The following is a 23,803-nucleotide window of genomic DNA, read 5'->3' as shown; positions in this document are numbered from 1 at the left end:
GGATCGGCAGGTGCCCAGCCTTCTTAAGCGCGTTAAATCGAAGATGTTCATCTTCGCCCATCGCAGGACGCTGAGCCTGCTCGACGGCGAATACGGCTCCGTCTTCAAGGGCCGCAGCATGGACTTCGACGAGCTGCGTGCCTATGTTCCCGGTGATGAAGTAAGGGACATCGACTGGAAGGCCACGGCCCGGCACGGCTCACCGCTCGTCAAAAGATATGTGGCTGTTCGTCGCCACTCCGTACTGTTGGTGGTGGACTCCGGTCGAAACATGGCAGCAGAGGCGTTCTCGGGCGAAAGCAAGAAGGATGTGGCTGTTTATGCTGCCGGAGTCATCGGATACCTCGCGTGCCGTCACGGGGACGATGTTGGCTTGGTGCACGGGCATGCGAGCGCTTCCAGCTTCCTGCCTCCCAAGGGCGGTGAAGAACACCTGGAGCGGCTGCTGCGGGAGATTGACTCGACCATCACGTTGGATGGCCAACCCAGCGGGATCTCCGGGCAGCTTGACTACGTCCTGCGCTACCTCAAGGGGCGGATGCTGGTGGTCGTTGTTGCCGACGAGTTTATTCCCGACGCCAGGACCGAGGACTTGATGCGCAGGCTGCGGGCACGGCATGAATTGCTCTGGTTGACTGTGCGCGACGCTGAACTCGCGCCCGGAACCGAGACACAGGGAATCGAGGCACAGGGAGTTCTGGACAGCACTGACATCGGCACGGGTACCGGCATACCGTTCCTGCTCGCGGCAGACAGGAAAGTACGGGCCGCTTACGGGCACGCCATGGCCCAGCGCGCTGAGCTTCGAAGGACCCTTTTCCGCACTTTGGGCATCGCAGAGGAACAGGCCGAAGGCAGCGCCGACGTCGTAACAACCGTGTTTGCCCTCCTGGAAAAGCACCGGTCCGGAGCGTTGACCTCGGGCCGCCGGACGAAAAGGGGGCAGCGTGCCGGCTGACTCCACGTTTTACGCACCCTTGCAGTATCAGGGCCTCTGGATGTGGCTCGGCGTTCTTCTCCTGGTTCTCGTGGCCGGATGGTACGGGTGGCTTCTGTTGCCACGCCGGGCGCCTGTGGATGCACATCGGACGTCAATACCGACGGAGGTGGAGACGCTGCGGTCCCGCTGCCTTGCCGCGATCGAGGACACTGTTGCAGACGCCGACGCCGGCCGCGTACCTGAGCGCGAAGCCCACCAGAGGCTCAGCTTCCTCGTGCGGGAGTTCGCCGGAGCTGTCACAGGCCTTCCCGTCACCTCAATGACGCTGGATGAGTTGCGGGGCGAAGGCCTGGATGGATTGGCCGAGGGGATGGCCGGTATCTACCCCAGCGAATTCTCGGCCCGGCACGTCCGGCCTGTACGGCACTCGGCTGACCTCGCCCGCCAGGTGGTCCGAGCATGGAACTGACCTACTGGTGGATTGTTCCCCTGGCTGCCTCAGCGGTGGCGGTCGCCGCCTGGTTGTACCTCCGGCGTCGTCGTTCATTTCCAACGCGGGTGGTCGCCCATGGCGACAGGCTCACGGAACTGCCCGAATACCGGCACGCGCTTCGCCGCTACCGGACGCGGCTGGTCCTCGCCGCCCTGCTGGCCGGGGTGTTCCTGCTTGCCGCCGCCATCACGGCTGCCCGGCCAGCGCTGCGCTCCACCGAGCAACCGGAGCTCCGCAACCGGGACATCGTGCTGTGCCTGGACGTGTCCGGATCGATGGCCGGCACGGACGCCGCTTTGGCGGCCGTTTTCAAGGACCTCGCGAAGCAGTTCGATGGTGAGAGGATCGGGATGGTCATCTTCGACAGCAGCAGCGTGCAGCTCTTTCCCCTCACCGATGATTACTCCTACGTCGAGGAACAACTGACCCAGGCCGAAAAAGCCCTGACTGACGGTGCGGGATCGTTCTTTGACGGCACCTGGAACGGGGAAGGCTCGTCCCTCATCGGTGACGGCCTGGCCTCCTGTGTCCAGAGCTTCCCGGACACGGGTGGCAGCGGCGGCACTCACGGGGACACCATGCGCTCGCGGTCGGTTGTACTGGCCACGGACAACTTCGTCTCGGGATCGCCCATCTTTACCCTCGCCGAGGCCAGTGCGCTGGCCAGCAGCAAGAACGTGAGGATCCACGCCCTGAACCCCAGCGATATGGACTACGGGGACCAACCCGATCAGCCAGGCGCACAACTCAAGGCCGCCGTGGAGGCAACAGGCGGCACCTACTCCGGCGTGGAGAACCCCGAGGCCGTGCCGCGCATTGTCCGGAAGGTCCAGGAAACCGAAGCCACCACCTACGTCTCAGCTCCGCAGGCGGTCGTTGCCGACGCCCCTGGCTGGCCCTTGGGTTCTGCGTTGCTGGCCGCGCTGGGCTTGCTGATCCTGGGACGGCGATTGGAGCAATGAACATGACCATAGCCCCGATCCTGCCGTGGCCGCTCCTTGCTGCCGTGGGCCTTGGAGCCCTTGCCTTCACCGTCTGGAGCCTTCGACTTCGGACCCCGGCAACACAACAGCGGCCATCGCGACCCCGGTCACCGCGAAGCCTGTCACCGCGAAAGGTGCGCCCGGCGCTCAACCGCTGCCTCGTCGTCGTGCTCTTGCTCCTGGCTGCCTTGCGACCCGGCTGGGCCGGAGGGCAATCCCGGACATCGACAGCCGAGCTGGATGTTTTCTTTGTGGTGGACACCAGCACCAGCATGGCCGCAGAAGACTACAACGGGACCGCAACCCGTTTGACCGGCGTCCAACGCGACGTGATGGCAATCGCCCAGGAACTTGCCGGCGCCAAGTTCTCCCTCATCACCTTCGATGACAAAGCCACGGTCCGGATGCCCTTGTCCCAGGACGCCACCGCCCTTCAAACCAGCATGGCAACCCTTCAGCCACAGAACCCACGCTACGCCAAAGGCAGCAGCGTCACAGGAGCCGGGCAGCTGCTGAAGGAAAGACTCGCAGCCGCCCAGGAACAACACCCGGGAAGGCCGGCTCTGGTTTTTTACGCTGGCGACGGCGAGAACACCAGCGCGGAAGGCCCGGCGCCCATAGATGGCTCCGACGTAGCCGGGGGAGCAGTGCTTGGTTATGGAACCGAAGCGGGCGGGAGAATGAGGGACTCCTCCAGGAACACCGCCGCCTATGTGAAAGACCGGAGCCAGGGTGGTGGGCAAGACGCCATCTCCAGGATCGACGAACAACAGCTCCGTAGCATCGCCGGACAACTCAACGTCCCCTATGCCCACCGAACAGCCAAGGAACCCGTCTCCGATATGCTCGGCAAAGCCCAACCGGGTTCCCTCTCAGTAAGCACAAAGGATGCACCCGGCAGGATCGAACTCTACTGGCTGCTCGCACTGGCGGCGTTCGCCCTTGCCGTCCCTGAACTGCTCAGGCACCTCCGCGCGTTGCGCGCCGTGGGCAGTTCAGCACCCAAGGAGCGCACGGGATGACCGCTTCCAACGAACGACGGCGACGCCGTCACCTTGCGTTCTGGTCGGCGCCCGCAGCTGTCCTGGCGCTCGCAACCGCCGCCAAGCTCCTGAGCGTGGGCATTCTCGGAGGGACCGCCGAGAACGACTTTGCGGCGGGACGCTATGATGCCGTTGCACAGGCGGCGACGTGGCTGGGTGTTGCCAATGTCCTGGAGCCCCATAAAGCCCCGTTCGCGTCCGGTGACGCAGCGGTCCTGGCCGGTGATTTCGCCGCGGCGCGCACAGAATTCGAGGCGGCCCTGAAAAGTGGACCCGGGGCGGACGAGTGCAAAGTCCGGGTGAATCTGGCGCTCACCATCGAGAAGCTTGCAGATTCCGAGAATGATCCCGGGCCCAAGGATCGGCTGGTCGGGGAGGCGCTCGCCGTCATCGAAGCCGCATCCAGTCAGTGCCATGAGCCTGGTCCGGCGAATGCGGCGGGGGAGGGGGAGACCCTCGATGCGGCCAAGGACCGGCTCGAGGGCAAACAGTCCCGGAATGAAGAGAAGCCGGATAGTTCCCCGCAGCCGTCCACGTCTCCGCCGGAGAAGCAACTTCAGCAGCTGGAAGAGAGTACGCGGAAGGCCCAACTTGAGCGCGGCGAGGGCCAGGAGCGTGACGAATATCTGCGAAGCCCGGATGACAGCACGGGCGTGGACAGGCCGTGGTGACCCCGAAGGTAACCGGCCGCCGTCGTGCCTTGAGCCGTGCTATAAGCGGGTGGTGCTACTCCCACAATATTTCGTCATCCACCACGCCATCTTCATCGGCGGCTGCGACCAGCAGCTCATCCGTGAAGTGGGAGCCAAGGGTGAAGTCGAGGACAAAGTAGCGCTCAGGTTGCCCGGGGTAGATGGCTACGTGGCCGAGTTTGAGGGCTTTGAGGAAGACATCGTTGGTGAGTTGGTCCTTGTCGCGGACTCCGAAGACGGATTCGAGCTGTTCTTCCTTGAGCTGCGAACAGTGGAAATGCAGGAACTGCTGCGGGTTGGTACCGTCCTGGTCCAGCTCATCGGCGATCATTTCCCGGACCTGGTCCACCAGCTCGGGCAGGAAGCGCAGACGGTAGTCCACCTTGCGGAGCGCTGCCTCATCAAAGTGGTCGTGCGCGGCAACGTTCAGGTCCAGTTCGAGCTGGTTGCCGCCGAGTTCGTGTCTCGCAACGAAGCAATGTTCACGCCCGTGATTGAGCTCTATCTCCCCAAAATGTTTGCTCGCTACCTTGCCCATGTGATCAATCTAACCCCTACATCCAGCGGGTTCCAGCACTTCGGGATATTTCACCTGCGCCGCTGGGGACCTTTCACCGGGGCGGTTTTGAGCGGGTGGAGGCCACTTCTGTCGGCGGTGCCCCTGAGGGTGTCGGCCAACAGCTGGGTGAAGAGTTGCACTTGGGCGGTCCGCTTTTCATTGATCAGCAACGCAAAAACGTTCCGCGCCAGCCGGATGTCCGGAACGTCCAGCACAACGACGCCGGGCGGCCGGTTCCGCAGCGCGAGTTCGGGTACCAGCGAGGCACCAAGTCCGGCGGCTGTCATCTCCAGGCTGGCGTGGAAGTCGTCACTGTAGGCCACCACCCTGGGGTGGAGGTTGCAGCTGGCAAACAGGCGTTCGATCACCAGGGCATCACTGGTGCCGGGGTGGTGCACGATCCACGGCATATCGGACAGATGCGCGGCCTCGATCTCGGCGTCTTCGCGTATTTTCCAGGACGCCGGCAGGACCACCCGGAAGTCGTCGTCACCGATCCACTGGCGCTCCAGGGAATGCGGCCACGCCAATCCCGACTGCCCCACCTGGTAGACAAGTGCGACGTCCAGTTCACCGCCGCTGCGCAGTCCCTGGATGGTTTGGGCCGGCTCGGCCACCGAGACCTTCAGCTCGATGCCGAGTCCGTTCCACCTTTCATTCCGCAGGATGTCCGGCAGCACGTACGTCGCAAGGCTGGGGAAGATGCCAAGGCGCAACTCCTGGGCCGGGGAGTCGTTGGTCCTGGAGGCCGCCGCCATGAGGGCTTCCACATCGGTCAGGACCTTCGATGCGTGCCGCGTCATGGTCACAGCAGCTTCGGTTGGCACCACGCTGCGTGCGGAGCGCTGGAAAAGTTCGACGCCGGTGTCGCGTTCCAGCGCTGCCATCTGTTGGGAGACTGCCGAGGCGGTATAGCCCAGCTGGGCGGCGGCAGCAGCGAAGGAACCCAAGCGGGTTACCTCCATCAGCGTCCGGAGGTGGAGAAGGTTGACCATCAGCAGATTTTAGCTGTTCGCCACGCCACATTTTCAAAGTGTCACGACACGCCGTATGGGGGCGACACGCTGAAGATTAAATGTGGCTAAGTAGTCCACAGGGTGTGGATGACATCTCTCAGTTTGGCGTAATTACGGACATTTTGAAGCCCCTGCCCTGTGGACGATCGGTGGATTGAATGACATACTTGTAATACATCATCTTGGGGTTCCGGCGAGGTGCTTGCACTACATGTAGTATCGATTTACGGATTGGGCGGGAAACCTGCCCGAGACTAAATATGAGCGTGTTGGCTGTCACGGCAGCCTGCGGGCCGGTATCGGATTCAGTAGTAAGTTCCGGTTGAGCCCGCCAGATACGAAGAGAACCAGACTTCAACTTAGGGGACAGGGATCATGACCGTAACGGTTTACACGAAGCCGGCCTGTGTTCAGTGCAACGCAACCTACCGGGCGCTCGACAAGAAGGGCATTGCCTACCAGAGCGTCGACATCTCCCAGGACGCCGAGGCCCTTGAGCGCCTCAAGGCGCTGGGCTACATGCAGGCTCCGGTTGTCGTGACCGAGCAGGACCACTGGTCAGGCTTCCGTCCGGACAAGATCGAAGAACTGGCCCAGGCCGCTTCTTCCGTGGCCTAGGTTTCCATTCGAACTTCGCCACCACAGCACACAAAGAATCCCTATGTAGTCGAGGTGACTCCCATGGCACCGCTGGCAGCGGCAACCGCACGTGATGTGACGGAAGCTGTCACCACCAGGAGTCACCTCATCTACTTTTCCTCGACATCCGAAAACACCAAGAGATTCGTCCAGAAACTGGGCAGGGACGCAGCGCGCATTCCGCTGTATGCCCAGGAGCCTCCGCTTCAGGCACTTGAACCCTTCGTCCTGGTACTCCCCACTTACGGGGGTATCAACGGTGAAGGTTCAGTGCCCAAGCAGGTCATCAGGTTTCTGAACGATCCCCGGAACAGGGAACTGATCCGCGGTGTAATCGGAGCCGGGAACACAAACTTCGCGGACAACTACTGTGCAGCCGGGGACATTGTCTCCGTCAAATGCAAAGTGCCGCACCTCTATCGGTTCGAACTCATGGGAACTCCCGAAGACGTAGACCGAGTGAATCAAGGATTGGAAGAGTTTTGGACACAACTGTCGCAGAAGCAGAAGTAACCGGGGGCGCTGTGGACACCAAGAAGCCATTGCCTGAGGCTTACAAGGGCCTGGGCTATCACGAGCTCAACGCCATGCTGAACCTGTATGGCCCCAACGGCGAGATCCAGTTCGAAGCCGACCGCGAAGCTGCGCACCAGTATTTCCTGCAGCACGTGAACAACAACACCGTGTTCTTCCACGATCTCGAAGAGAAGCTCGACTACCTGGTGAAGAACCAGTATTACGAGCGCGAGACCCTCGACCAGTACACGATGAACTTCATCCGTGAGCTCTTCAACCGGGCGTACAAGAAGAAGTTCCGCTTCGAGACCTTCCTCGGTGCCTTCAAGTTTTACACGTCTTACACGCTGAAGACCTTCGACGGCAAGCGCTTCCTCGAACGCTACGAGGACCGTGTCTGCATGGTTGCACTCCACCTTGGCCGTGGCAACGAGGAACTCGCCACCCGCCTGGTGGACGAGATCATCGACGGCCGTTTCCAGCCGGCCACCCCGACGTTCCTGAACGCCGGAAAAGCCCAGCGTGGCGAGCTCGTCTCCTGCTTCCTGCTCCGCATCGAAGACAACATGGAGTCGATTGCCCGCGCCATCAACTCTGCCCTCCAGCTGTCCAAGCGTGGCGGCGGCGTAGCTCTGTCCTTGACCAACATCCGCGAACACGGTGCTCCGATCAAGCAGATCGAGAACCAGTCCTCGGGTGTCATCCCCGTGATGAAGCTCCTCGAAGACAGCTTCTCCTACGCCAACCAGCTCGGTGCCCGCCAGGGTGCAGGTGCTGTGTATCTGCACGCCCACCACCCGGACATCCACCGCTTCCTGGACACCAAGCGCGAGAATGCCGACGAGAAGATCCGCATCAAGACCCTTTCCCTGGGTGTTGTTGTTCCGGACATCACGTTCGAGCTCGCCAAGAAGAACGAGGACATGTACCTCTTCTCTCCGTACGACGTTGAGCGCGTTTACGGTGTGCCGTTCTCCGACATCTCGGTGACGGAGAAGTACTACGAGATGGTCGACGATTCCCGGATCAAGAAGACCAAGATCAGCGCCCGTGAGTTCTTCCAGACCCTCGCGGAGATCCAGTTCGAGTCCGGCTACCCGTACATCATGTTCGAGGACACCGTGAACCGGGCCAACCCGATCGACGGAAAGATCACCATGAGCAACCTCTGCTCGGAGATCCTCCAGGTTTCCTCGCCGTCCATCTACGCCGAGGACCTCAGCTACGAGACCGTGGGCAAGGACATCTCCTGCAACCTGGGATCGATGAACATTGCCAAGACCATGGATTCGCCGGACTTCGGGCTCTCCATCGAGACCTCCATCCGTGCGCTCAGCGCTGTTTCGGACATGTCCTACATCAACTCCGTACCGTCGATCGCCCAGGGCAACGCCCAGAGCCACGCGATTGGCCTCGGCCAGATGAATCTCCACGGCTACCTTGCCCGCGAGCACGTCCACTACGGCTCCGAAGAAGGCCTGGACTTCACCAACATCTACTTCTACACGGTGCTGTTCCACGCCCTCCGCGCTTCCAACAAGCTGGCCATCGAGACCGGCCAGAAGTTCGGCGGCTTCGAGAAGTCCACCTATGCAAGCGGCGAGTTCTTCGACAAGTACACCGAGCAGGAATGGGTTCCGGAAACGGAGCGCGTCCGCGAACTCTTCGCCGGCCACCACATCCCCACCCAGGATGACTGGCGCGAGTTGAAGGCTTCGGTCATGGAGCACGGTATCTACAACCAGAACCTCCAGGCTGTTCCGCCCACCGGTTCCATCAGCTACATCAACAACTCCACCTCGTCGATCCACCCGGTGGCCGCCAAGATCGAAATCCGCAAGGAAGGCAAGATCGGCCGCGTCTACTACCCGGCTCCGTACCTGACCAACGACAACCTGGAGTACTACCAGGATGCCTACGAGATCGGCTACGAGAAGATCATCGACACCTACGCCGCTGCCACGCAGCACGTGGACCAGGGCCTGTCCCTGACGCTGTTCTTCAAGGACACCGCCACCACGCGTGACATCAACAAGGCGCAGATCTACGCATGGCGCAAGGGCATCAAGACCCTCTACTACATCCGTCTCCGCCAGCTCGCGCTGGAGGGCACTGAGGTTGAGGGCTGCGTAAGCTGCATGTTGTGATCAACCTTTATCGGTTGAATTTCTGCGGCGGCTGCCGCGCTGAAAACTAAAGAGTACGACGGCGGGTCACCACCCGCCGTCGTACGCTTACCTTAAGAACTACCCATCGCTAAAGGGGATGACATGACCGAGAAGGTCAAGCTGCTGAGCCATGTCGAGGCCATCAACTGGAACAAGATCCAGGATGACAAGGACGTGGAAGTCTGGAACCGCCTGGTCAACAACTTCTGGCTGCCTGAGAAGGTGCCGCTGTCCAACGACGTCCAGTCGTGGCACACGCTGACCCCGGAAGAGCAGCAGCTGACCATGCGCGTCTTCACCGGCTTGACCCTGCTGGACACCATCCAGGGCACCGTTGGCGCCGTTTCGCTGATTCCGGACGCACTGACCCCGCACGAAGAGGCTGTATACACCAACATCGCCTTCATGGAGTCGGTGCACGCCAAGTCCTACTCGTCGATCTTCTCCACGCTGTGCTCCACCAAGGAGATTGACGACGCTTTCCGCTGGTCCCTCGAGAACGAGAACCTGCAGAAGAAGGCGCAGATCGTCATGGACTACTACCAGGGCGACGATCCCCTCAAGCGCAAGGTTGCCTCCACGCTGCTTGAGAGCTTCCTGTTCTACTCGGGCTTCTACCTGCCCATGTACTGGTCCTCGCGCGCCAAGCTCACGAACACGGCTGACCTCATCCGCCTCATCATCCGCGACGAGGCCGTGCACGGCTACTACATCGGCTACAAGTTCCAGAAGGGCCTGGAGAAGGTTTCCGAGGCCCGCAAGCAGGAGATCAAGGACTACACCTTCGAGCTGCTCTTCGAGCTGTACGAAAACGAAGTCCAGTACACCCACGACCTCTACGACGGTGTCGGCCTGGCTGAGGATGTCAAGAAGTTCCTGCACTACAACGCCAACAAGGCCCTCATGAACCTCGGCTACGAGGCTATGTTCCCGGCATCGGTCACTGACGTGAACCCGGCCATCCTCTCCGCACTGTCCCCGAACGCCGACGAGAACCACGACTTCTTCTCCGGCTCGGGTTCTTCCTACGTGATCGGCAAGGCCGTGAACACGGAGGATGAGGACTGGGAGTTCTAAGTCCGTCTGATTGATCGGACACCGGCCCGGGATCGGCTGCGCTATGCAGCTGATTCCGGGCTTTTTGCGATCGGGTCCACCGTTACTGACGCGAGCGCTGTCAAGGCCCCGTTATTACGTCACGCAAGATTTGCGTAATTATCGTGATCCTTGTCACTATTGGGTGATTGGGCTTTGCGCGTAGGCAAGCCTTACCTACCCTTACAGAAGCAAGCCTTCCCAACACCTGGCCTGCACGGACGAAGGTCCCCAAGAGTTTTTGTTCGAAGAAAGAAGCCCTCCATGAACATCCCCAAGAAAGCGCTGGCCGGAATCGCCCTCGCGGCAACCGCAGCACTTGGCCTCACCGCATGCGGCTCCAATGCCGGCAGTGCCTCCGCTTCCGCAGGTTCGGGTTCCGGTGAAATCACGGTTTACAACGCGCAGCACGACACCCTGACAAAGGAATGGGTGGACGCTTTCACCAAGGAGACCGGGATTAAGGTCACCATCCGTCAGGGCTCGGACACCGAACTGTCCAACCAGATCGTCCAGGAAGGCCAGGCTTCACCGGCTGATGTCTTCCTGACCGAGAACTCTCCCGCAATGGCGCAGGTAGAGAACGCCGGCCTCTTCGCGGACGTCGACAAGGCAACCCTGGATCAGGTGCCCGCTGAGTTCCGCCCGTCCACTGGCAAGTGGACCGGTATCGCCGCCCGCTCCACGGTCTTTGTCTACGACAAGAACAAGATCAGCGACGACAAGCTCCCCAAGTCCATGCTGGACCTGGCCAACCCCGAGTGGAAGGGCAAGTGGGCAGCGTCGCCGACCGGTGCCGACTTCCAGGCAATCGTTTCGGCGCTCCTTGAGCTCAAGGGCGAGGCTGCTACCGAGGAGTGGCTCAAGGGCATGAAGGAAAACTTCAAGGCCTACAAGGGCAACAGCACCGCCATGAAGGCCGTCAACGCAGGCGAAGTCGACGGCGCCCTGATCTACCACTACTACTACTACGGTGACCAGGCGAAGACCGGCGAGAACTCCAAGAACGTCACGCCGTACTACTTCAAGAACCAGGATCCGGGCGCTTTCTTGTCCGTCTCCGGCGGCGGCGTGCTGAAGTCTTCCAAGCACGCAGCCGACGCCCAGGCCTTCCTCAAGTTCATCACGGGCAAGAAGGGCCAGGAAGTTCTGAAGAACGGCACGTCGTTCGAGTACGCCATAGCATCGCAGGTTGATGCCAACGCCAAGCTTGTTCCCATCAAGGAACTCCAGGCACCTACCGTGGACCCGGCAAAGCTCAACTCCGCCAAGGTCACCGAGCTGATGACCAAGGCAGGACTCCTCTAGTTCTGTGAGTACCGACCTATCGGCTTCCCGACCACAAGGCGCGGAAAGCACGACGACGGCGGGCAGGGGCAAGCGCCCCCGCCCGCCTTTCGGCGTTTCCACTGTCTCCCTGCTGGCAGTGCTGATCGCCCTGTTTTCGCTTTTGCCACTGGGCTACGTCGTCTACATGACCGTCACGACCGGCTGGGAAACCGCCGTCGAACTCATCATCCGCCCGCGCGTTGGCGAGCTTCTGCTCAATACTGTCTTGCTGACCGTCATCACCATCCCTCTGTGCCTTCTGCTGGGGGTGGGTGGTGCCTGGCTGGTTGAGCGGACAGCGCTTCGGGGGCGTCGCTGGTGGGCCGTTGCCCTGGCCGCGCCGTTGGCGATCCCGGCCTTCGTCAACAGCTATTCGTGGGTTTCGGCTGTTCCCTCACTTGAGGGCCTCTGGTCCGGTGTCTTGATTTCCACCCTTTCCTACTTCCCGCTTGTTTACATACCGGCAGCGGCAACGCTCGGCCGCTTGGACCCGGCCATTGAGCAGTCCGCTGCTTCCCTTGGCCTGGGTCCGTGGGCAGTCTTCTTCCGGGTCGTGTTGCCCCAGCTGCGCATCGCGATGACCGGTGGCGCCTTGCTCGTCGGTCTCCACCTCCTGGCTGAATACGGCGCCTTCGCCATGATCCGCTTCGATACCTTCACGACGGCGATCATGGTCCAATTCCAGTCGACGTTCAACGGCACCGCCGGCAATATGCTGGCCAGTGTCCTCGTTATCCTCTGCCTTTTCCTGCTCCTAGCCGAAGTGAAAAGCCGCGGTACAGCACGATATGCCCGTGTCGGATCCGGTGCGCAGGGAAAGACAACCCAGTTGCCGCTGGGACGCTATCAGTTGCCGGCCCAATTGGGCCTTCTGGCGCTGACTGCCTTGGCGTTCGGCCTGCCGCTGTGGTTTGTCCTGAAATGGGTGATCACCGGTGGGGCGGAGATTTGGGCGGCCGATGAATTCATGCCTGCCCTCCTTCAGACGCTCATTTACGGTGCCATTGGAGCGGCAGTAACCATCGTCGTGGCTTTCCCCATGGCGTACCTTGCTGTCCGCCACCCGAGCTGGTTCAGCAAGCTGCTTGAACTGTCCAACTACGTTACGAGTTCCCTGCCCGGGATCGTGGTGGGCCTGGCCTTCGTGACGGTCAGTATCCGGGTGGTGCCCGGCGTTTACCAAACAGCCGGAGTCTTGATCGCTGCTTACGTGTTGCTGTTTCTTCCCCGGGCATTGGTCAACCTCCGTTCGGGCCTGGCTCAAGCTCCCAAGGAGCTCGATGAAGCCGCGCAGTCTTTGGGAAAGACCCCCTTCGTGTCATTCTTCCGCGTGACTCTGCGATTGACCGCCCCGGCTGCAGCCGGCGGAGCTGCGCTGGTTTTCCTGGCGATCGTCAACGAACTCACAGCGACATTGCTCCTGGCGCCGAATGGGACCCGTACTTTGGCAACGGAGTTTTGGAGCAAGAGCAGCGAAATCGACTACACCGGGGCGGCGCCTTATGCCCTGCTGATGATCCTGCTCTCGGCGCCCATGACCTACTTGCTTTTCCAACAGTCCAAGAAAGTAGCCGGACAGTGACAGAACAAGCCCCTTCCAGACTCCCTTCTCCGCGTGTGGCCCCTTCCGTGGCGCCGACCACGAACACGCACTTGGACATTTCCGAGGTCACCAAGAACTTCGGAGCACAAGCTGTGCTCAAGGGAGTTAACCTCTCGGTCGCCCGCGGTGGAACAACGGCCATCGTCGGGCCGTCGGGTTCGGGCAAAACCACCCTGCTCCGCCTCATCGCCGGTTTTGAACACCCGAACACCGGATCAATCAGCATGAACGGCGTTCCGGTGGCGGGCGACGGTGTCCAGGTTCCCGCGCACAAACGCCAGGTGGGTTACGTCGCCCAGGATGGTGCATTGTTTCCGCACCTGACTGTCGGCCAGAACGTCGCCTTTGGGTTGGACGCCGGCAAGCTCGACGGCGGTCGTCGAGCCGTGAGGTCCCGTGTGGAAGAGCTGCTGGAGATGGTCTCCTTGGACACCGCCATGGCCAAGCGGCGCCCGCATCAGCTTTCCGGCGGCCAGCAGCAGCGCGTTGCTTTGGCCCGTGCGCTTGCCCGCGAACCTGAGCTGATGCTCCTTGATGAGCCCTTCTCGGCTCTCGACGCCGGCTTGAGGGTCGCCACGCGTCGGGCGGTGGCAAAGGTCCTCAACGCTGCCGGGGTGACCACCATCCTGGTCACTCACGACCAGGCCGAGGCCTTGTCCTTCGCCGACCAGGTAGCCATCATGCGCGGCGGGAAGCTGGCTCAAATCGGCAACCCGTTCGTGGTGTACACCCGTCCTGCGGACCGGGCGACAGCGGAGTTCCTGGGCGAGGCCGTCATTCTTGACGCATGGATGGAGGGTTCCTTGGCAACGTGTTCCCTCGGAGGCATTGCAGTACGGCGACCGCCGGCCCAGGGCAGAGTACAGCTCATGTTGCGTCCGGAGCAGATCCGGATCGCGCCGGACGGTCCAATCCGCGGCGTCGTTGTGGATACGGACTACTTTGGGCCTGAAACCACTGTCCGCATCAAGCTGGGCGCCTACACAGCCCAGGATGGTGCCGGGCAGGGCAACGGCCACCGCTATCCAGGTGGCGGCGAAATTATCACCATCCGGCACTGGAATGCCTCGATCACCAAACCGGGCACAGAACTCTGCCTCCGCGTAGTGGGTGAAGGAGTAGCTTTCCCTATAGGGGAGTAGCCGGCTCAGGTGGAATCTACCGCGGCACGCAGGTGTCCTGGCAGGGGAGGGGCCTGTGAGCGGTAGCTATGCCCAGTGGGGGTTTGGACGTCCAAGATGTGGCCGGCGCCTGCGCGGTTGCTGCCCGGAACCGTTCTGCCGGTCCAACCGGGGACCTCTTTGGTGTGGTTGCAGGCTTCACAGAGTCCTGCGCCGTTGTCCAACGAGGTGTGTCCGCCGTGGCGCCAGGGGATGACGTGGTCGATGTGGCGGATAGGTGCGTCGCAGTACGGCGTGCGGCACAAGTTGTCACGTACTTCGAGGAAGCGTCGCATTCCCGGAGGAAAGAAGCGGGCCCGGGAATCCGTAGCGAGGAGTTCTCCGGTTCCGGGTGCCGTGTAGAGACGGCGAAGCCAAACGTTGAAGTCACTGTCCGGATCGCAGTGAGCCTTCGTTGTGGACACAAGGTCCCTGGCCCACTCGGCCGGGACAACCCCGTAGCCGGTCAGCCGCGCTGGTTCGGAGTCACCGGCCAGGAGGGTGCGGTCTGTCATCACAAGCTGCAGGTCTATCCCTGAATAGCCGGCGGACGTGCCAGTGATCCGTTCAACCAGGGTGTCGGCCATAATTTGGCCGCGACCGCGTTCTTCACCTCCCGGGCGGGACCGGGCTGAGTCAGCGGCTCGGGTGAGCGCAGCATAGGCTGCGACGCCTTGGGCTACCGGAAGCAGTGCGGTCAAGATGGTCATGGTGTCCGGTGCCGGGCGGAGACTTACGGTCCTCTCGTTCGCGGCATGTGCAGCCCTTTGGGTTACCGAACGAGGATCACGGCGGTAGGCGGCGGCTTTCGTAGCGGCGACAACGGTCTTGTCTCCGGCCCCGTCGAAGGTACCCGCGTCCGCGGCGAGTTCTTCATCCACAGCCGCCCGGTCTTCGACGGACAGGCACGCTGTTTCTTTGACGATCAGCGTGGCCCGCCACTCATTCAAGAGTCCTGCATCGACTGCAGCCATGGTGCGCGGCATTTCCGTCACCAATGCCTTCGCCAAGCCCAGGAGCCGGGAACCACGGTTGGGGGATTCCCGCCGCGCCAGCGCCACCTGCGCCCCCACACCCTTGCCGCGTTCGGAAGCCGGCACCCCCGCCTCGGCCTGCTCAGCACGCTGGGCGAGGTCGAAGGCAACAGTGATCTTGGCCTGCAACCCCGAAATAGCCGACTTCATGTCCTCCAGCACCCGGAGCTGGTTGATCAGGTCTTTGCTTATGGTGCCGGGACTGGCGGAGGCTGGATCGAGATTGGCCGCTACATCCGCGGGCACGGTACTCGCCGGAAGAGCTGGCACCACGGCAGCGCTGGCTCCTGCACCAACTCGTCTCTCCGGCTTGCGTCCCATGTTCCTACTCTGCCAGCAGGCTCCGACAATATTGGCCGGCTGCTAACCCTGTAGCCGCGCAGCCTCGCTGGCCAACTCGGCTTCCAGTGTCTCGATGCTCGGCAGGCTCGCAACCAACTCATCAGGCAGCGAATCTGCCAGCGATGTCCGCCACTCCGCGATTCCCACGGGTGCGTTAAACCCCCGCAAGGCGTACTCAGCCACGACGCTGTTCTTCTCCTTGCACAGCAGCAAGCCTATGGTGGGTTTATCGTCAGGGTGTGCCATGAGGTCATCGACGGCTGCCATGTACATACCCAGCTGGCCAAGGAAACCTGGCTCGAACTTCACGGCTTTGAGCTCGATCACCATGTAGCACCGCAGCTTCAGATGGTAGAAGAGCAAATCCGCGAAGAACTCATCTCCGGCGATCTCCAGCCGGACCTGTTCGCCGACAAAGGCGAAACCCTGGCCCAGTTCCAACAGGAATTTCTCCACGTGTTTCACCAACTGCAGCTCCAGGTCCCGTTCGGTATGGCGATCGCTCATCGCCAGGAAGTCAAAGACATAGGGGTCCTTGGTGGCCTGCTGGGCCAGGTCCGAGTCGGCCGGAACCATGGTGGACTTGAAATTTGTGATCGCCTGCCCGGAACGTTCGTGCAGGCGGGTGGAGATCTGGTGTGTCAGGACGTTGCGCGACCATCCGTACTGCGCTGCCGCCGCCGCGTACCAAAGGCGGGTCGCGGCGTCGTCGAGCTTTTCCAGAAGGGCGATCTGGTGGTACCAGGGCAATGTTGCAAGCGGCGCTTGCAACATCGGGAAGTCCGGCCACGCCTGGGCGAAACTCTTCATGTACCGCAGGTTCCTGGGGGAGAAGCCCTTGGCTTCGGGAAACCGGGCACGGATATCAGCGGACAACCGCGTGACAACCTTCGCGCCCCAGCCCTGCTCGGATTCACGCTCGGCCAGTTGCCGGCCGATGCTCCAGTACGAATTCAGCAGCTCCGAGTTGGCTGCCGCCATGGCGCGGGTCCTGCCCACCCGGACCTCCCGCGCCACGGTGCTGAGCAAAGCGGGATACCAATCAGGCATGGAGGAAGCCGCCGGAACGCCCGGAAACGAGGCCTCGGTGGCGAGCTCTTTGGATGGCATGATGCTCCTGTCGATTGCTGTTGCCACCACGCTATGGGTGGGCACTGACAAAATAGACAGGTGAGTGATGCCGGTGAATTCGTGGACTACACCTTGCAAATGGAATCGACCTGGGAAAAAGCTGCTGAGGCTTCCGAGCGCCTGGGCGGCGGGCTGAAGGTCTATGGCGCGTCCGTCGGAGCCGTCCGGGGAACGGTGCGCGATGCGCTGAAGCGGCACAAGAACCTCGAGCACGATGACATCACCGCGCTGAGTTCGGAACTGTGGGAGGAACCGGTCTATGAGCGGAGGCTGGCCGCCGTCGTCCTGCTGCAAAGCAAAGTCGGTGTCCTGGTCAACACAGACCTTACGCGCATAGAAGGCTTTATCAGGCAGGCCGGAACCAGGGAATTGGTTGATCCCCTCGCTACGGATGTCGTGCGACCCCTGCTGAACCGGCTGGACGGGCGCGCCAGGGAACGTGCTGAACGCGTACTGGAGCGGTGGTCTACGGACCCTGACGAGGAGCTCCGCCGCGCGGCCGCTTTGGCCACAGGGGCCGCCACCCCTTGATAAGCACCACAGACCGGCCTAGCGTTTCCATACCGCGTGCCAGTGGACTGGAAGGCAGGTCAATCGATGAAATCGCTGTGGTTGGACAGGGAATCCCGCTTTACCTCTGACGCCATCCCCGAGGAAAAGCACTTCGACACCATCGTGGTCGGTGCCGGGCTGACGGGGATGGTGACGGCATTGCTGCTGTCCCGCTCCGGCCAGCGCGTGGTGGTCTTCGAAGCGCGCACCCTCGGGGCCGTAACCACCGGCAACACCACAGGCAAGCTGAGCCTGCTCCAGGGCGGAGCGCTGTCCGCCCTCCGGGGGCAGTACTCCCTCAAAGTGGTGCAGGCCTATGTGGAAGCAAACAAGTCCGGCCAGGCATGGCTCACGCAGTATCTGGAACAGCAGGGCGTTCCGTTCCAGCGCCGGACTGCGGTCACCTTCGCCACTTCCGACGACGGCGCCCAGCGGCTCCGCAAGGAGGCTGCGGTGTCGCGGGACGCAGGTTTGGAGGTCCACTTCAGTCGGGACGCGGGATTGCCCTTTCCGGTGATTGAGGCGCTGGAATTGGAGGACCAAGCGCAGATTCACCCGATGGAGGTCCTGGACACCCTTGCTGCAGACATCCGGGAACATGGGGGCCTGGTAGTCGAGGGAGTGCAGGTGCAGAACGTCGGCTCCAGCCTGCCGTTGGAAGTCTCCACCCGCAAGGGAACGTTCACTGCCGACACCGTGGTGGTGGCCACGGGCACCCCCATCCTTGACCGAGGCCTGTACTTCGCAAAGCTGGAACCCAACCGTTCCTATGCTGCGGCACTGCGTCCATCGCCAGGGACACAACTTCCGCAGGCCATGTACTTGTCCATCGACGCTCCTACCCGGTCGCAGCGCACGCACCCCACAGCTGAGGGTGAGCTTTTGCTGGTGGGTGGCTACGGACATACCGGTGGCCGGGCCGCATCGCCCCAGCAGCACCTGAACGACCTCTTGGGATGGGCCAACAAACACTACCCCGGCGCGGAAGTGACGCACACGTGGTCGGCGCAGGACTATCAGGCAACCAACCTTGTTCCCTTCTTCGGCAAGCTCCCTCGGGGCCATGGCAGGATTTTCTTCGGCACCGGCTACAACAAATGGGGGATGAGCAACGGGGTGGCCGCAGCATTGTCCATCACCTCGGACATCCTGGGTGGCCAGTCCGACTGGGCCAGGATCATCCATCACCGGGTCACATCTCCCCAAGGCGCCCTGCAGGCTGTCCGGCTGAACGCCAGTACCACCAAGCGCATCATTGAAGACAAGGCCAAAGTCAGGAGCGCCCCGGCGATCACCGATGAAACCCGGCCTCCGGAAGGAAGCGGAGTCGTCGGGCTGTACAACGGCGAACCCGCCGCTGTCTCCACGGTCGATGGAAAGGTCTGCAGGGTCTCGGCCAGCTGCGCGCACTTGGGTGGGCTCCTGACATGGAACGATGCCGAGAAATCATGGGACTGCCCCCTGCATGGCTCCAGGTTCACGCCGGAGGGAAAATATCTTGAAGGGCCGGCAACCCACCACCTGCAGAAAACGGTGGGTAAAAAGAAGGACTAGCTGAGCCTGTCGACGCGGCGCTGTGCTTGGTCCGCGCTGCGTCGAAGTTGGGTGGCCGCCCTGACTGCAAGTTTCTTGTCGGATTCGGCGGCCTCCGCATCCCGGGTAATGCCAATGAGATCGGCCTCCAGGGAGGCCAGCCTCTTCTTCACCTCCGTAATGTCGGCCTCGACCTTGGAGCGCCGGCGGGCGAGTTCGTTGACGACGTCCCATGCCGAGGATGCCTGCTTCTCCGCGTCCAGTGCTTCGCGGTCCGCTGCATCAAACTCGTCCTGGGCTTCCTGCAACGCGGCCTGCCGCTTGGCCGCGCGACGGTCGGCGAGGGACGTGGCCTGTTCCTTCGGATCTTTTGCTTTTAAGCTCTTGGCTTTTGATGGGGGTGCGTCGGAGGCGGACGCCGTACTCCTGTTGGCCTTGGCGGCGCCAACGCCAACGCTGCGCTCTTCGGCGTCTGCGGCATCTTCTGGTCCAGCTGCCGCGGTGGCGCCCGTAAGGTCGACTGACTCGAAGCCGCTTCCACTGAGCCCCCGGACCAGTCTTCCTGTGGCCACCGCCCGCGCGGCTCCGGCGTCGGCCATGGCGGCACGCAGGGTTTGTTCCGTGTCCGATGCCGCCGCTGCGCTCAGGGGCGCGCCCAACTCTTCGGCCAGGTCCTTGGCGGCGTGAACGGCGGTCGTCAGCTGCCCTTGCCGTTGTTGGCTCAGTTCCCGGAACGCCCCGGCATCCGATTCTGCCTGGGCTGCGCGCAGCGAGGCGCCAAATCGTACGACGGCGTCGATCACCTCGGGCTTGTGGACTGAGAGCATGTTGATGGCCCAGGCCCCTGCGGCCGGCTTGGGGAGCCGGCCGATCTCTTGGGCGAGTTCCTTCTGGCCTGATTCTTTGGCCGCGCGCACCAGGGATGTCCGTTCTGCGGTGAAGTCGCGGGGCAGTACGGCGTACAGCTCCTGGGCGGCCTGGCGGAGATCCATTAACCCATCCTAGGGTTCACCCGCTGCCGTTGCCGGGAGCGAATCATGATTGAAGTCCTGCTTAGGGTAGCCTAAGTCGGGTGGACCAGATCATGAGTTTGCCCTTCGGCGTTGCCCTTGCAGCGCTCTTCGCCATTGTCATGATCCGCGTCAATGTCACGTACTGGATCGGCCGCGGAGTTGTGGCCGGATTCGCGCACACCCGCTACGGCACCTCGCTGGAGCGGCCCAAAGCAGCCCGGGCCCAAGCCCTCATTCAGCGGTGGGGGCCGTACGCCGTCGTGCTTTCCTTCCTCACCATCGGCTTCCAGACCGCGATCAACCTGGCAGCTGGTGCTGCGCGGATGCCCCTTCGGAGGTATCTACCTGCGGCCGTCATCGGTTCCATTATCTGGGCGGTCCTGTACGCCACCATTGGACTCGCGGCTCTGGACACGTGGCTGGCGGTGGCCGCGGCCTCGCCGGTCGGGGCGGCGCTGGGCATTGCAGTGTTGGCTGCTTTGCTTGTCTGGATCGTTGTGATCCGCAAGCGTCGGGCTGCAGCCAAATCAGCGGATACAGTGGTCTGAGTTCTACTGCTGGATCGGCGAAAGGCTCGGGTTGACTACTGCATTACCGGAACTGGCGGACGGCGTTTTCTATTACGAATCGTTGGGCGGCGGCCGTTTCCGTTCGACGATCCATGCCCAGGGCGCATGGAATCCGCACGAACAACACATGGCGCCGGCCTCGGGAATCCTCGCCGATGCCTTGATGCGGCATGACCCCAGGAACGATGTCCGGCTTGCCCGGATCAGCTACGAAATCCTTGGTCTCATTCCCGGAGGAGAGTTCCAGATCACGACCTCGACGCTGAGGCCGGGAAGGACCATCGAACTGATCCAGGCCGAGCTTTCCGCCGGAGGGCGCACAGCCATCCGTGCGGCCGCCTGGCGAATGATTACCAGCGATACCAGTGCTGTTGCCGCCGTTGAAGACGAACCCATGCCCGCGCCGGATGAATGCAAGCCTTGGGATGGTGCCAGTGTTTGGCCAGGCGGATTCATCCGCTCCCTGGAGATGCGCATCGCGGAAGGGCACCGCCCGGGGTCTGGCAGGGTATGGATCCGAACATCCCACCCACTGACGGATAAGGCGGACAGTACCGACCTTGCCCGGCTGATGGGCCTCGTCGACACTGCCAACGGCATCGCCGCGCGTGTCCCTCCGGGCAAAGACAGCTACATCTTCCCGAACGTGGACCTGCAGATCCACATGTACCGGGCGCCATCCGGCGAGTGGCTTGGATTGGACAACAAAGTGTCCTTCGGCGCCGATGGCATTGGCTTGACATCGACGGTACTGCACGACATTGATGGGCCGTTCGGCAGGGCCGAGCAGATCCTGACATTGAGGAAGAGCTGATGCACGAGGCCGCCGCCCCCGGCAAGCTGCTCACCGTCTACCGGCAGCAGGAGTCCCTGGGTGCCGCAGGGGACCTCGACTTTGCCCTGGAGTTGCTCAAGCGTGCCCGCAGTGGTCAACTGGGGCCTTCGCTTCGTTTGTATCGGCCACAACCCACCGTTGCCTTTGGCCAGCGGGACGCTAACCTGCCAGGGTTTGCTGCTGCCGAAGAGGCGTGCCGGGAACACGGCTTCGAGCCGCTCGTCCGGAAGGCGGGAGGCCGTGCAGCCGCCTATCACCAAGGGACGCTGGTCATAGACCACATTGAGCCGCACCCCGACGCCATCGTCCAGGCAAAGGCGCGTTTCTCCGAATTCGGCGAGCTGCTGGCAGGTGCGCTGCGAAGTGTTGGTGTCCACGCCGCCGTCGGCGAGATCCCGGGGGAGTACTGCCCCGGCGAGTTCAGCGTCCACGGCGAGGACCCTGACTTTCCCGCCCACCGCATCAAACTGATCGGCACTGCCCAACGCGTTGTCGCCGGTGGCTGGTTGTTCAGCTCCGTCGTGGTGGTGGAAAATTCCGGGCCCATCCGTGATGTCCTGACGGCCAGCTATGAGGCGCTGGGCCTGGATTGGGATCCCGCGACGGCCGGCGCCGCCAACGACTTGCTGCCACACCTTGACGTAGGCACTGTGGAGGCTGCGGTGGTCGACGCTTACCGCGGTTATGCGGACGTTGTCGACGGCGACTTCCGCACCCTCCTGGGCTGATCGCCGCGGTTCCCTGGCCGGCCCGGTACCCTGGTCTGTGCTCAGCTGCGGATCGGGCAGCTGAGCACAGACCCCGCTCAGTGGCCGCGTGCTATCCATTCATCGAGCTGCGGCTTCTCCGCACCGATCGTGGTGCTGTCTCCATGGCCGGTGCGGACCACGGTCTCCTCCGGCAGTGTCAGGAGTTTGGTCCTGATGGACTCGATGATGGTGGGGAAGTCACTGTAGGAACGCCCCGTTGCTCCCGGGCCGCCTTGGAAGAGTGTGTCCCCACTGAAGAGGGTGCCTTCACTGGGCAGGTGGAACGACACCGAGCCAGGTGAATGTCCTGGCGTGTGGACGGCCTTGAGCGTTCCGCCAGCGACTTCGAAGGTGTCTCCGTCCGAGATGGAGTTGTCAGGATCGACCCCGGGGAAGACGTCATGCCAAAGCATCCAGTCTTCCTTGTGCAGGTAGACGGGTGCGTCGACGAGTTCGCGGAACTCGCCTGCGTACCGGATGTGGTCATCGTGGCCGTGGGTGAGCAGGATGGCTTTGACGGTCCGGCCGTTGACTGCGTCCACAATCGCTGCGGGGTTGTGGGCGGGGTCTATGACGATGCATTCGGAATCGTCCCCAATGATCCAGACGTTGTTGTCCACGTCCCAGGTGCCGCCGTCCAGGGAGAACGTCCCGGAAGTGACGACATTTTCGATCGTGAGGTTGGCGGCGCTCACAGCTCAACCACCGATCGCAGGACGGCGCCGTGGTGCATCTTGTCGAATGCTTCTTCAACTTGGTCGATGGAGATCCGTTCGGTGACGAAGGCATCGAGGTCCAGCTTGCCTTGCTTGTAGAGGTCCACCAGCATGGGGAAATCGCGGGAGGGCAGGCAGTCACCGTACCAGGACGACTTGAGGGAGCCGCCGCGGCCGAACACGTCCAGCAAGGGCAGTTCCAGGGTCATCTCCGGCGTGGGAACGCCAACGAGGACCACGGTTCCTGCGAGGTCGCGCGCGTAGAAGGCCTGCTTGTACGTTTCGGGGCGTCCGACGGCGTCAATCACCACGTCTGCGCCGAAGCCGCCGGTGAGCGCACGGATTTCTTCGACCGGGTCTCCTGCCGATGAATCAACCGTGTGCGTCGCGCCGAGGTCCTTTGCGCGTTCGAGCTTCTTGGCGTCGATGTCGACGGCGATGATGGTGGTGGCGCCCGCGAGCGCCGCGCCCGCGATGGCTGCCACGCCTACGCCACCGCAGCCGATGACGGCCACTGAGTCGCCGCGCTTGACGCCTCCGGTGTTCAGGGCGGCGCCGAGACCTGCCATGACGCCGCAGCCGAGCAGGCCTACGGCGGCGGCATCGGCGTCGGGGTCGACCTTGGTGCACTGTCCGGCGGCGACGAGGGTCTTCTCGATGAAAGCGCCGATGCCCAGTGCCGGTGACAGCTCCGTGCCGTCCTCGAGGGTCATTTTCTGGGTGGCGTTGTGGGTGTTGAAGCAGTACTGGGGTTCGCCGCGCTTACAGGCGCGGCAGTTGCCGCAGACGGCACGCCAGTTCAGGACGACACGGTCGCCCGGGGCAACGTCGGTGACGTCGGGGCCCACTGCGCTGACGACGCCGGTAGCCTCGTGGCCGAGCAGGAACGGGAAGTCGTCGCTGATGCCTCCAAGCTTGTAGTGGAGGTCGGTGTGGCAGACGCCGCTGGTGAGGATGTCCACCAGGGCCTCGCCTGGGCCGGGTTCGGGAACAAGGACGGTTTCGAGGGTTGCGGGTGCGCCCTTGGAGCGGACGACGACGCCTTTGACTGCGTGGACCATTGAAGTGGTTCCCTTCGGACTCGCGGAGGGCG

The 23,803-nt window shown here is 62.5% G+C and carries 24 protein-coding genes; 17 read left to right on the top strand and 7 right to left on the bottom strand.

Annotated features, from left to right (window positions below):
* The first annotated feature begins 10 nt into the window (after nt 1-10).
* From ACFUOZ_RS03460 to ACFUOZ_RS03440, 5 genes are read left to right on the top strand one after another with little or no spacing between them, the layout of a single operon-like run.
* Nucleotides 11-958, top strand: a complete 948-nt coding sequence (locus ACFUOZ_RS03460) for a DUF58 domain-containing protein (RefSeq protein WP_377544797.1) — start codon at nt 11-13, stop codon at nt 956-958.
* Nucleotides 948-1,409 carry a hypothetical protein gene (locus tag ACFUOZ_RS03455; protein ID WP_377544795.1) on the top strand — a complete coding sequence of 154 codons (462 nt, stop codon included), beginning with the start codon at nt 948-950 and terminating at the stop codon, nt 1,407-1,409. Before ACFUOZ_RS03460 ends, ACFUOZ_RS03455 begins: the two co-directional genes overlap by 11 nt.
* The gene (locus ACFUOZ_RS03450) at nt 1,400-2,395 is read left to right on the top strand and encodes a VWA domain-containing protein (protein ID WP_377544793.1); all 996 of its coding nucleotides are present in this window, start codon (nt 1,400-1,402) and stop codon (nt 2,393-2,395) included. The genes ACFUOZ_RS03455 and ACFUOZ_RS03450 overlap by 10 nt, the downstream gene beginning before the upstream one ends.
* Nucleotides 2,396-2,397: 2 nt before the next feature.
* On the top strand, nt 2,398-3,438 hold the full coding sequence (locus ACFUOZ_RS03445; protein ID WP_377544791.1) for a VWA domain-containing protein: 1,041 nt from the start codon (nt 2,398-2,400) through the stop codon (nt 3,436-3,438).
* Nucleotides 3,435-4,130 (top strand): hypothetical protein, encoded by a 696-nt coding sequence (locus ACFUOZ_RS03440; RefSeq protein WP_377544789.1) that lies wholly within the window; start codon nt 3,435-3,437, stop codon nt 4,128-4,130. The genes ACFUOZ_RS03445 and ACFUOZ_RS03440 overlap by 4 nt, the downstream gene beginning before the upstream one ends.
* A 55-nt stretch (nt 4,131-4,185) precedes the next feature.
* Here the strand turns inward: ACFUOZ_RS03440 and ACFUOZ_RS03435 are convergent, their stop codons facing one another.
* On the bottom strand, nt 4,186-4,689 hold the full coding sequence (locus ACFUOZ_RS03435; protein WP_377544787.1) for a DUF2004 domain-containing protein: 504 nt from the start codon (nt 4,687-4,689) through the stop codon (nt 4,186-4,188).
* A 50-nt stretch (nt 4,690-4,739) separates the two neighbouring features.
* A complete protein-coding gene (locus tag ACFUOZ_RS03430) occupies nt 4,740-5,705 on the bottom strand; it encodes a LysR family transcriptional regulator (RefSeq protein WP_377544785.1) in 966 nt (321 codons plus the stop codon).
* Between the two features lie 396 nt (nt 5,706-6,101).
* Between ACFUOZ_RS03430 and nrdH the strand changes: the two genes are divergently transcribed.
* The 7 genes from nrdH (at nt 6,102) to ACFUOZ_RS03395 (ending at nt 14,218) form a co-directional block, all read left to right on the top strand.
* Nucleotides 6,102-6,344: a glutaredoxin-like protein NrdH gene (gene nrdH, locus ACFUOZ_RS03425; RefSeq protein WP_144658986.1), complete on the top strand. Its 243-nt coding sequence runs from the start codon at nt 6,102-6,104 to the stop codon at nt 6,342-6,344.
* A gap of 63 nt (nt 6,345-6,407) precedes the next feature.
* Complete coding sequence (gene nrdI, locus ACFUOZ_RS03420) at nt 6,408-6,878, top strand: class Ib ribonucleoside-diphosphate reductase assembly flavoprotein NrdI (protein WP_377544783.1); 471 nt, start codon at nt 6,408-6,410, stop codon at nt 6,876-6,878.
* Nucleotides 6,879-6,889: 11 nt separating this feature from the next.
* A complete protein-coding gene (gene nrdE / locus ACFUOZ_RS03415) occupies nt 6,890-9,028 on the top strand; it encodes a class 1b ribonucleoside-diphosphate reductase subunit alpha (protein ID WP_377544974.1) in 2,139 nt (712 codons plus the stop codon).
* A 123-nt stretch (nt 9,029-9,151) separates the two neighbouring features.
* Entirely contained in the window at nt 9,152-10,126 is a 975-nt protein-coding gene (nrdF, locus tag ACFUOZ_RS03410) for a class 1b ribonucleoside-diphosphate reductase subunit beta (protein ID WP_216925513.1), read from the top strand.
* A 282-nt stretch (nt 10,127-10,408) separates the two neighbouring features.
* Nucleotides 10,409-11,452, top strand: a complete 1,044-nt coding sequence (locus tag ACFUOZ_RS03405) for an iron ABC transporter substrate-binding protein (RefSeq protein ID WP_377544780.1) — start codon at nt 10,409-10,411, stop codon at nt 11,450-11,452.
* A gap of 4 nt (nt 11,453-11,456) precedes the next feature.
* Nucleotides 11,457-13,055 carry an ABC transporter permease gene (locus tag ACFUOZ_RS03400; protein ID WP_377544778.1) on the top strand — a complete coding sequence of 533 codons (1,599 nt, stop codon included), beginning with the start codon at nt 11,457-11,459 and terminating at the stop codon, nt 13,053-13,055.
* 47 nt (nt 13,056-13,102) lie between these two features.
* Nucleotides 13,103-14,218, top strand: a complete 1,116-nt coding sequence (locus tag ACFUOZ_RS03395) for an ABC transporter ATP-binding protein (protein ID WP_377544776.1) — start codon at nt 13,103-13,105, stop codon at nt 14,216-14,218.
* A 5-nt stretch (nt 14,219-14,223) separates the two neighbouring features.
* On the opposite strand, the gene ACFUOZ_RS03390 is transcribed toward ACFUOZ_RS03395, so the two are convergent.
* Together ACFUOZ_RS03390 and ACFUOZ_RS03385 are read right to left on the bottom strand one after the other, a co-directional pair.
* On the bottom strand, nt 14,224-15,591 hold the full coding sequence (locus tag ACFUOZ_RS03390; protein ID WP_377544774.1) for an HNH endonuclease: 1,368 nt from the start codon (nt 15,589-15,591) through the stop codon (nt 14,224-14,226).
* Nucleotides 15,592-15,633: 42 nt separating this feature from the next.
* Nucleotides 15,634-16,722 (bottom strand): YhcG family protein, encoded by a 1,089-nt coding sequence (locus tag ACFUOZ_RS03385; protein WP_377544772.1) that lies wholly within the window; start codon nt 16,720-16,722, stop codon nt 15,634-15,636.
* 60 nt (nt 16,723-16,782) lie between these two features.
* On the opposite strand from ACFUOZ_RS03385, the gene ACFUOZ_RS03380 reads away from it, so the two are divergent.
* Both ACFUOZ_RS03380 and ACFUOZ_RS03375 read left to right on the top strand, forming a co-directional pair.
* Nucleotides 16,783-17,274, top strand: a complete 492-nt coding sequence (locus ACFUOZ_RS03380; RefSeq protein WP_377544770.1) for a DNA alkylation repair protein — start codon at nt 16,783-16,785, stop codon at nt 17,272-17,274.
* Between the two features lie 66 nt (nt 17,275-17,340).
* Nucleotides 17,341-18,849 (top strand): FAD-dependent oxidoreductase, encoded by a 1,509-nt coding sequence (locus tag ACFUOZ_RS03375; RefSeq protein WP_377544768.1) that lies wholly within the window; start codon nt 17,341-17,343, stop codon nt 18,847-18,849.
* On the opposite strand, the gene ACFUOZ_RS03370 is transcribed toward ACFUOZ_RS03375, so the two are convergent.
* Nucleotides 18,846-19,820, bottom strand: a complete 975-nt coding sequence (locus tag ACFUOZ_RS03370) for a hypothetical protein (RefSeq protein ID WP_377544766.1) — start codon at nt 19,818-19,820, stop codon at nt 18,846-18,848. The two genes, ACFUOZ_RS03375 and ACFUOZ_RS03370, sit on opposite strands and share 4 nt — an antisense overlap.
* Nucleotides 19,821-19,912: 92 nt before the next feature.
* Between ACFUOZ_RS03370 and ACFUOZ_RS03365 the strand changes: the two genes are divergently transcribed.
* From ACFUOZ_RS03365 to ACFUOZ_RS03355, 3 genes are read left to right on the top strand one after another with little or no spacing between them, the layout of a single operon-like run.
* The gene (locus ACFUOZ_RS03365; RefSeq protein ID WP_377544764.1) at nt 19,913-20,389 is read left to right on the top strand and encodes a DedA family protein; all 477 of its coding nucleotides are present in this window, start codon (nt 19,913-19,915) and stop codon (nt 20,387-20,389) included.
* Nucleotides 20,390-20,420: 31 nt separating this feature from the next.
* Nucleotides 20,421-21,224, top strand: coding sequence for a thioesterase family protein (locus ACFUOZ_RS03360; RefSeq protein WP_377544762.1), 804 nt, complete (start codon nt 20,421-20,423; stop codon nt 21,222-21,224).
* Entirely contained in the window at nt 21,224-21,973 is a 750-nt protein-coding gene (locus ACFUOZ_RS03355) for a biotin/lipoate A/B protein ligase family protein (RefSeq protein WP_377544759.1), read from the top strand. The genes ACFUOZ_RS03360 and ACFUOZ_RS03355 overlap by 1 nt, the downstream gene beginning before the upstream one ends.
* Before the next feature lie 77 nt (nt 21,974-22,050).
* On the opposite strand, the gene ACFUOZ_RS03350 is transcribed toward ACFUOZ_RS03355, so the two are convergent.
* Nucleotides 22,051-22,689, bottom strand: a complete 639-nt coding sequence (locus ACFUOZ_RS03350) for an MBL fold metallo-hydrolase (RefSeq protein ID WP_377544757.1) — start codon at nt 22,687-22,689, stop codon at nt 22,051-22,053.
* Nucleotides 22,686-23,771: an S-(hydroxymethyl)mycothiol dehydrogenase gene (locus tag ACFUOZ_RS03345; RefSeq protein ID WP_377544755.1), complete on the bottom strand. Its 1,086-nt coding sequence runs from the start codon at nt 23,769-23,771 to the stop codon at nt 22,686-22,688. The genes ACFUOZ_RS03350 and ACFUOZ_RS03345 overlap by 4 nt, the downstream gene beginning before the upstream one ends.
* Between the last annotated feature and the right edge of the window lie 32 nt (nt 23,772-23,803).

The sequence above is a fragment of the Paenarthrobacter sp. NPDC057355 genome (assembly GCF_042667405.1).
Lineage (GTDB): Bacteria > Actinomycetota > Actinomycetes > Actinomycetales > Micrococcaceae > Arthrobacter.
The sequence above is the reverse complement of the archived record's forward strand: the minus strand, read 5'-3'. Positions and strand labels throughout refer to the sequence as shown.

Bases quoted from the DNA above. Each gene is read 5' to 3' on its own strand.
- ACFUOZ_RS03355 (WP_377544759.1), top strand. From the start codon at position 21,224: ATGCACGAGGCCGCCGCCCCCGGCAAGCTGCTCACCGTCTACCGGCAG.
- ACFUOZ_RS03440 (WP_377544789.1), top strand. From the start codon at position 3,435: ATGACCGCTTCCAACGAACGACGGCGACGCCGTCACCTTGCGTTCTGG.
- ACFUOZ_RS03375 (WP_377544768.1), top strand. From the start codon at position 17,341: ATGAAATCGCTGTGGTTGGACAGGGAATCCCGCTTTACCTCTGACGCC.
- ACFUOZ_RS03435 (WP_377544787.1), bottom strand. From the start codon at position 4,689: ATGGGCAAGGTAGCGAGCAAACATTTTGGGGAGATAGAGCTCAATCAC.
- nrdI (WP_377544783.1), top strand. From the start codon at position 6,408: ATGGCACCGCTGGCAGCGGCAACCGCACGTGATGTGACGGAAGCTGTC.
- ACFUOZ_RS03365 (WP_377544764.1), top strand. From the start codon at position 19,913: ATGAGTTTGCCCTTCGGCGTTGCCCTTGCAGCGCTCTTCGCCATTGTC.
- ACFUOZ_RS03450 (WP_377544793.1), top strand. From the start codon at position 1,400: ATGGAACTGACCTACTGGTGGATTGTTCCCCTGGCTGCCTCAGCGGTG.
- ACFUOZ_RS03430 (WP_377544785.1), bottom strand. From the start codon at position 5,705: ATGGTCAACCTTCTCCACCTCCGGACGCTGATGGAGGTAACCCGCTTG.
- ACFUOZ_RS03370 (WP_377544766.1), bottom strand. From the start codon at position 19,820: ATGGATCTCCGCCAGGCCGCCCAGGAGCTGTACGCCGTACTGCCCCGC.
- ACFUOZ_RS03405 (WP_377544780.1), top strand. From the start codon at position 10,409: ATGAACATCCCCAAGAAAGCGCTGGCCGGAATCGCCCTCGCGGCAACC.
- ACFUOZ_RS03390 (WP_377544774.1), bottom strand. From the start codon at position 15,591: ATGGGACGCAAGCCGGAGAGACGAGTTGGTGCAGGAGCCAGCGCTGCC.
- ACFUOZ_RS03385 (WP_377544772.1), bottom strand. From the start codon at position 16,722: ATGCCATCCAAAGAGCTCGCCACCGAGGCCTCGTTTCCGGGCGTTCCG.
- nrdH (WP_144658986.1), top strand. From the start codon at position 6,102: ATGACCGTAACGGTTTACACGAAGCCGGCCTGTGTTCAGTGCAACGCA.
- nrdF (WP_216925513.1), top strand. From the start codon at position 9,152: ATGACCGAGAAGGTCAAGCTGCTGAGCCATGTCGAGGCCATCAACTGG.
- ACFUOZ_RS03345 (WP_377544755.1), bottom strand. From the start codon at position 23,771: ATGGTCCACGCAGTCAAAGGCGTCGTCGTCCGCTCCAAGGGCGCACCC.
- ACFUOZ_RS03445 (WP_377544791.1), top strand. From the start codon at position 2,398: ATGACCATAGCCCCGATCCTGCCGTGGCCGCTCCTTGCTGCCGTGGGC.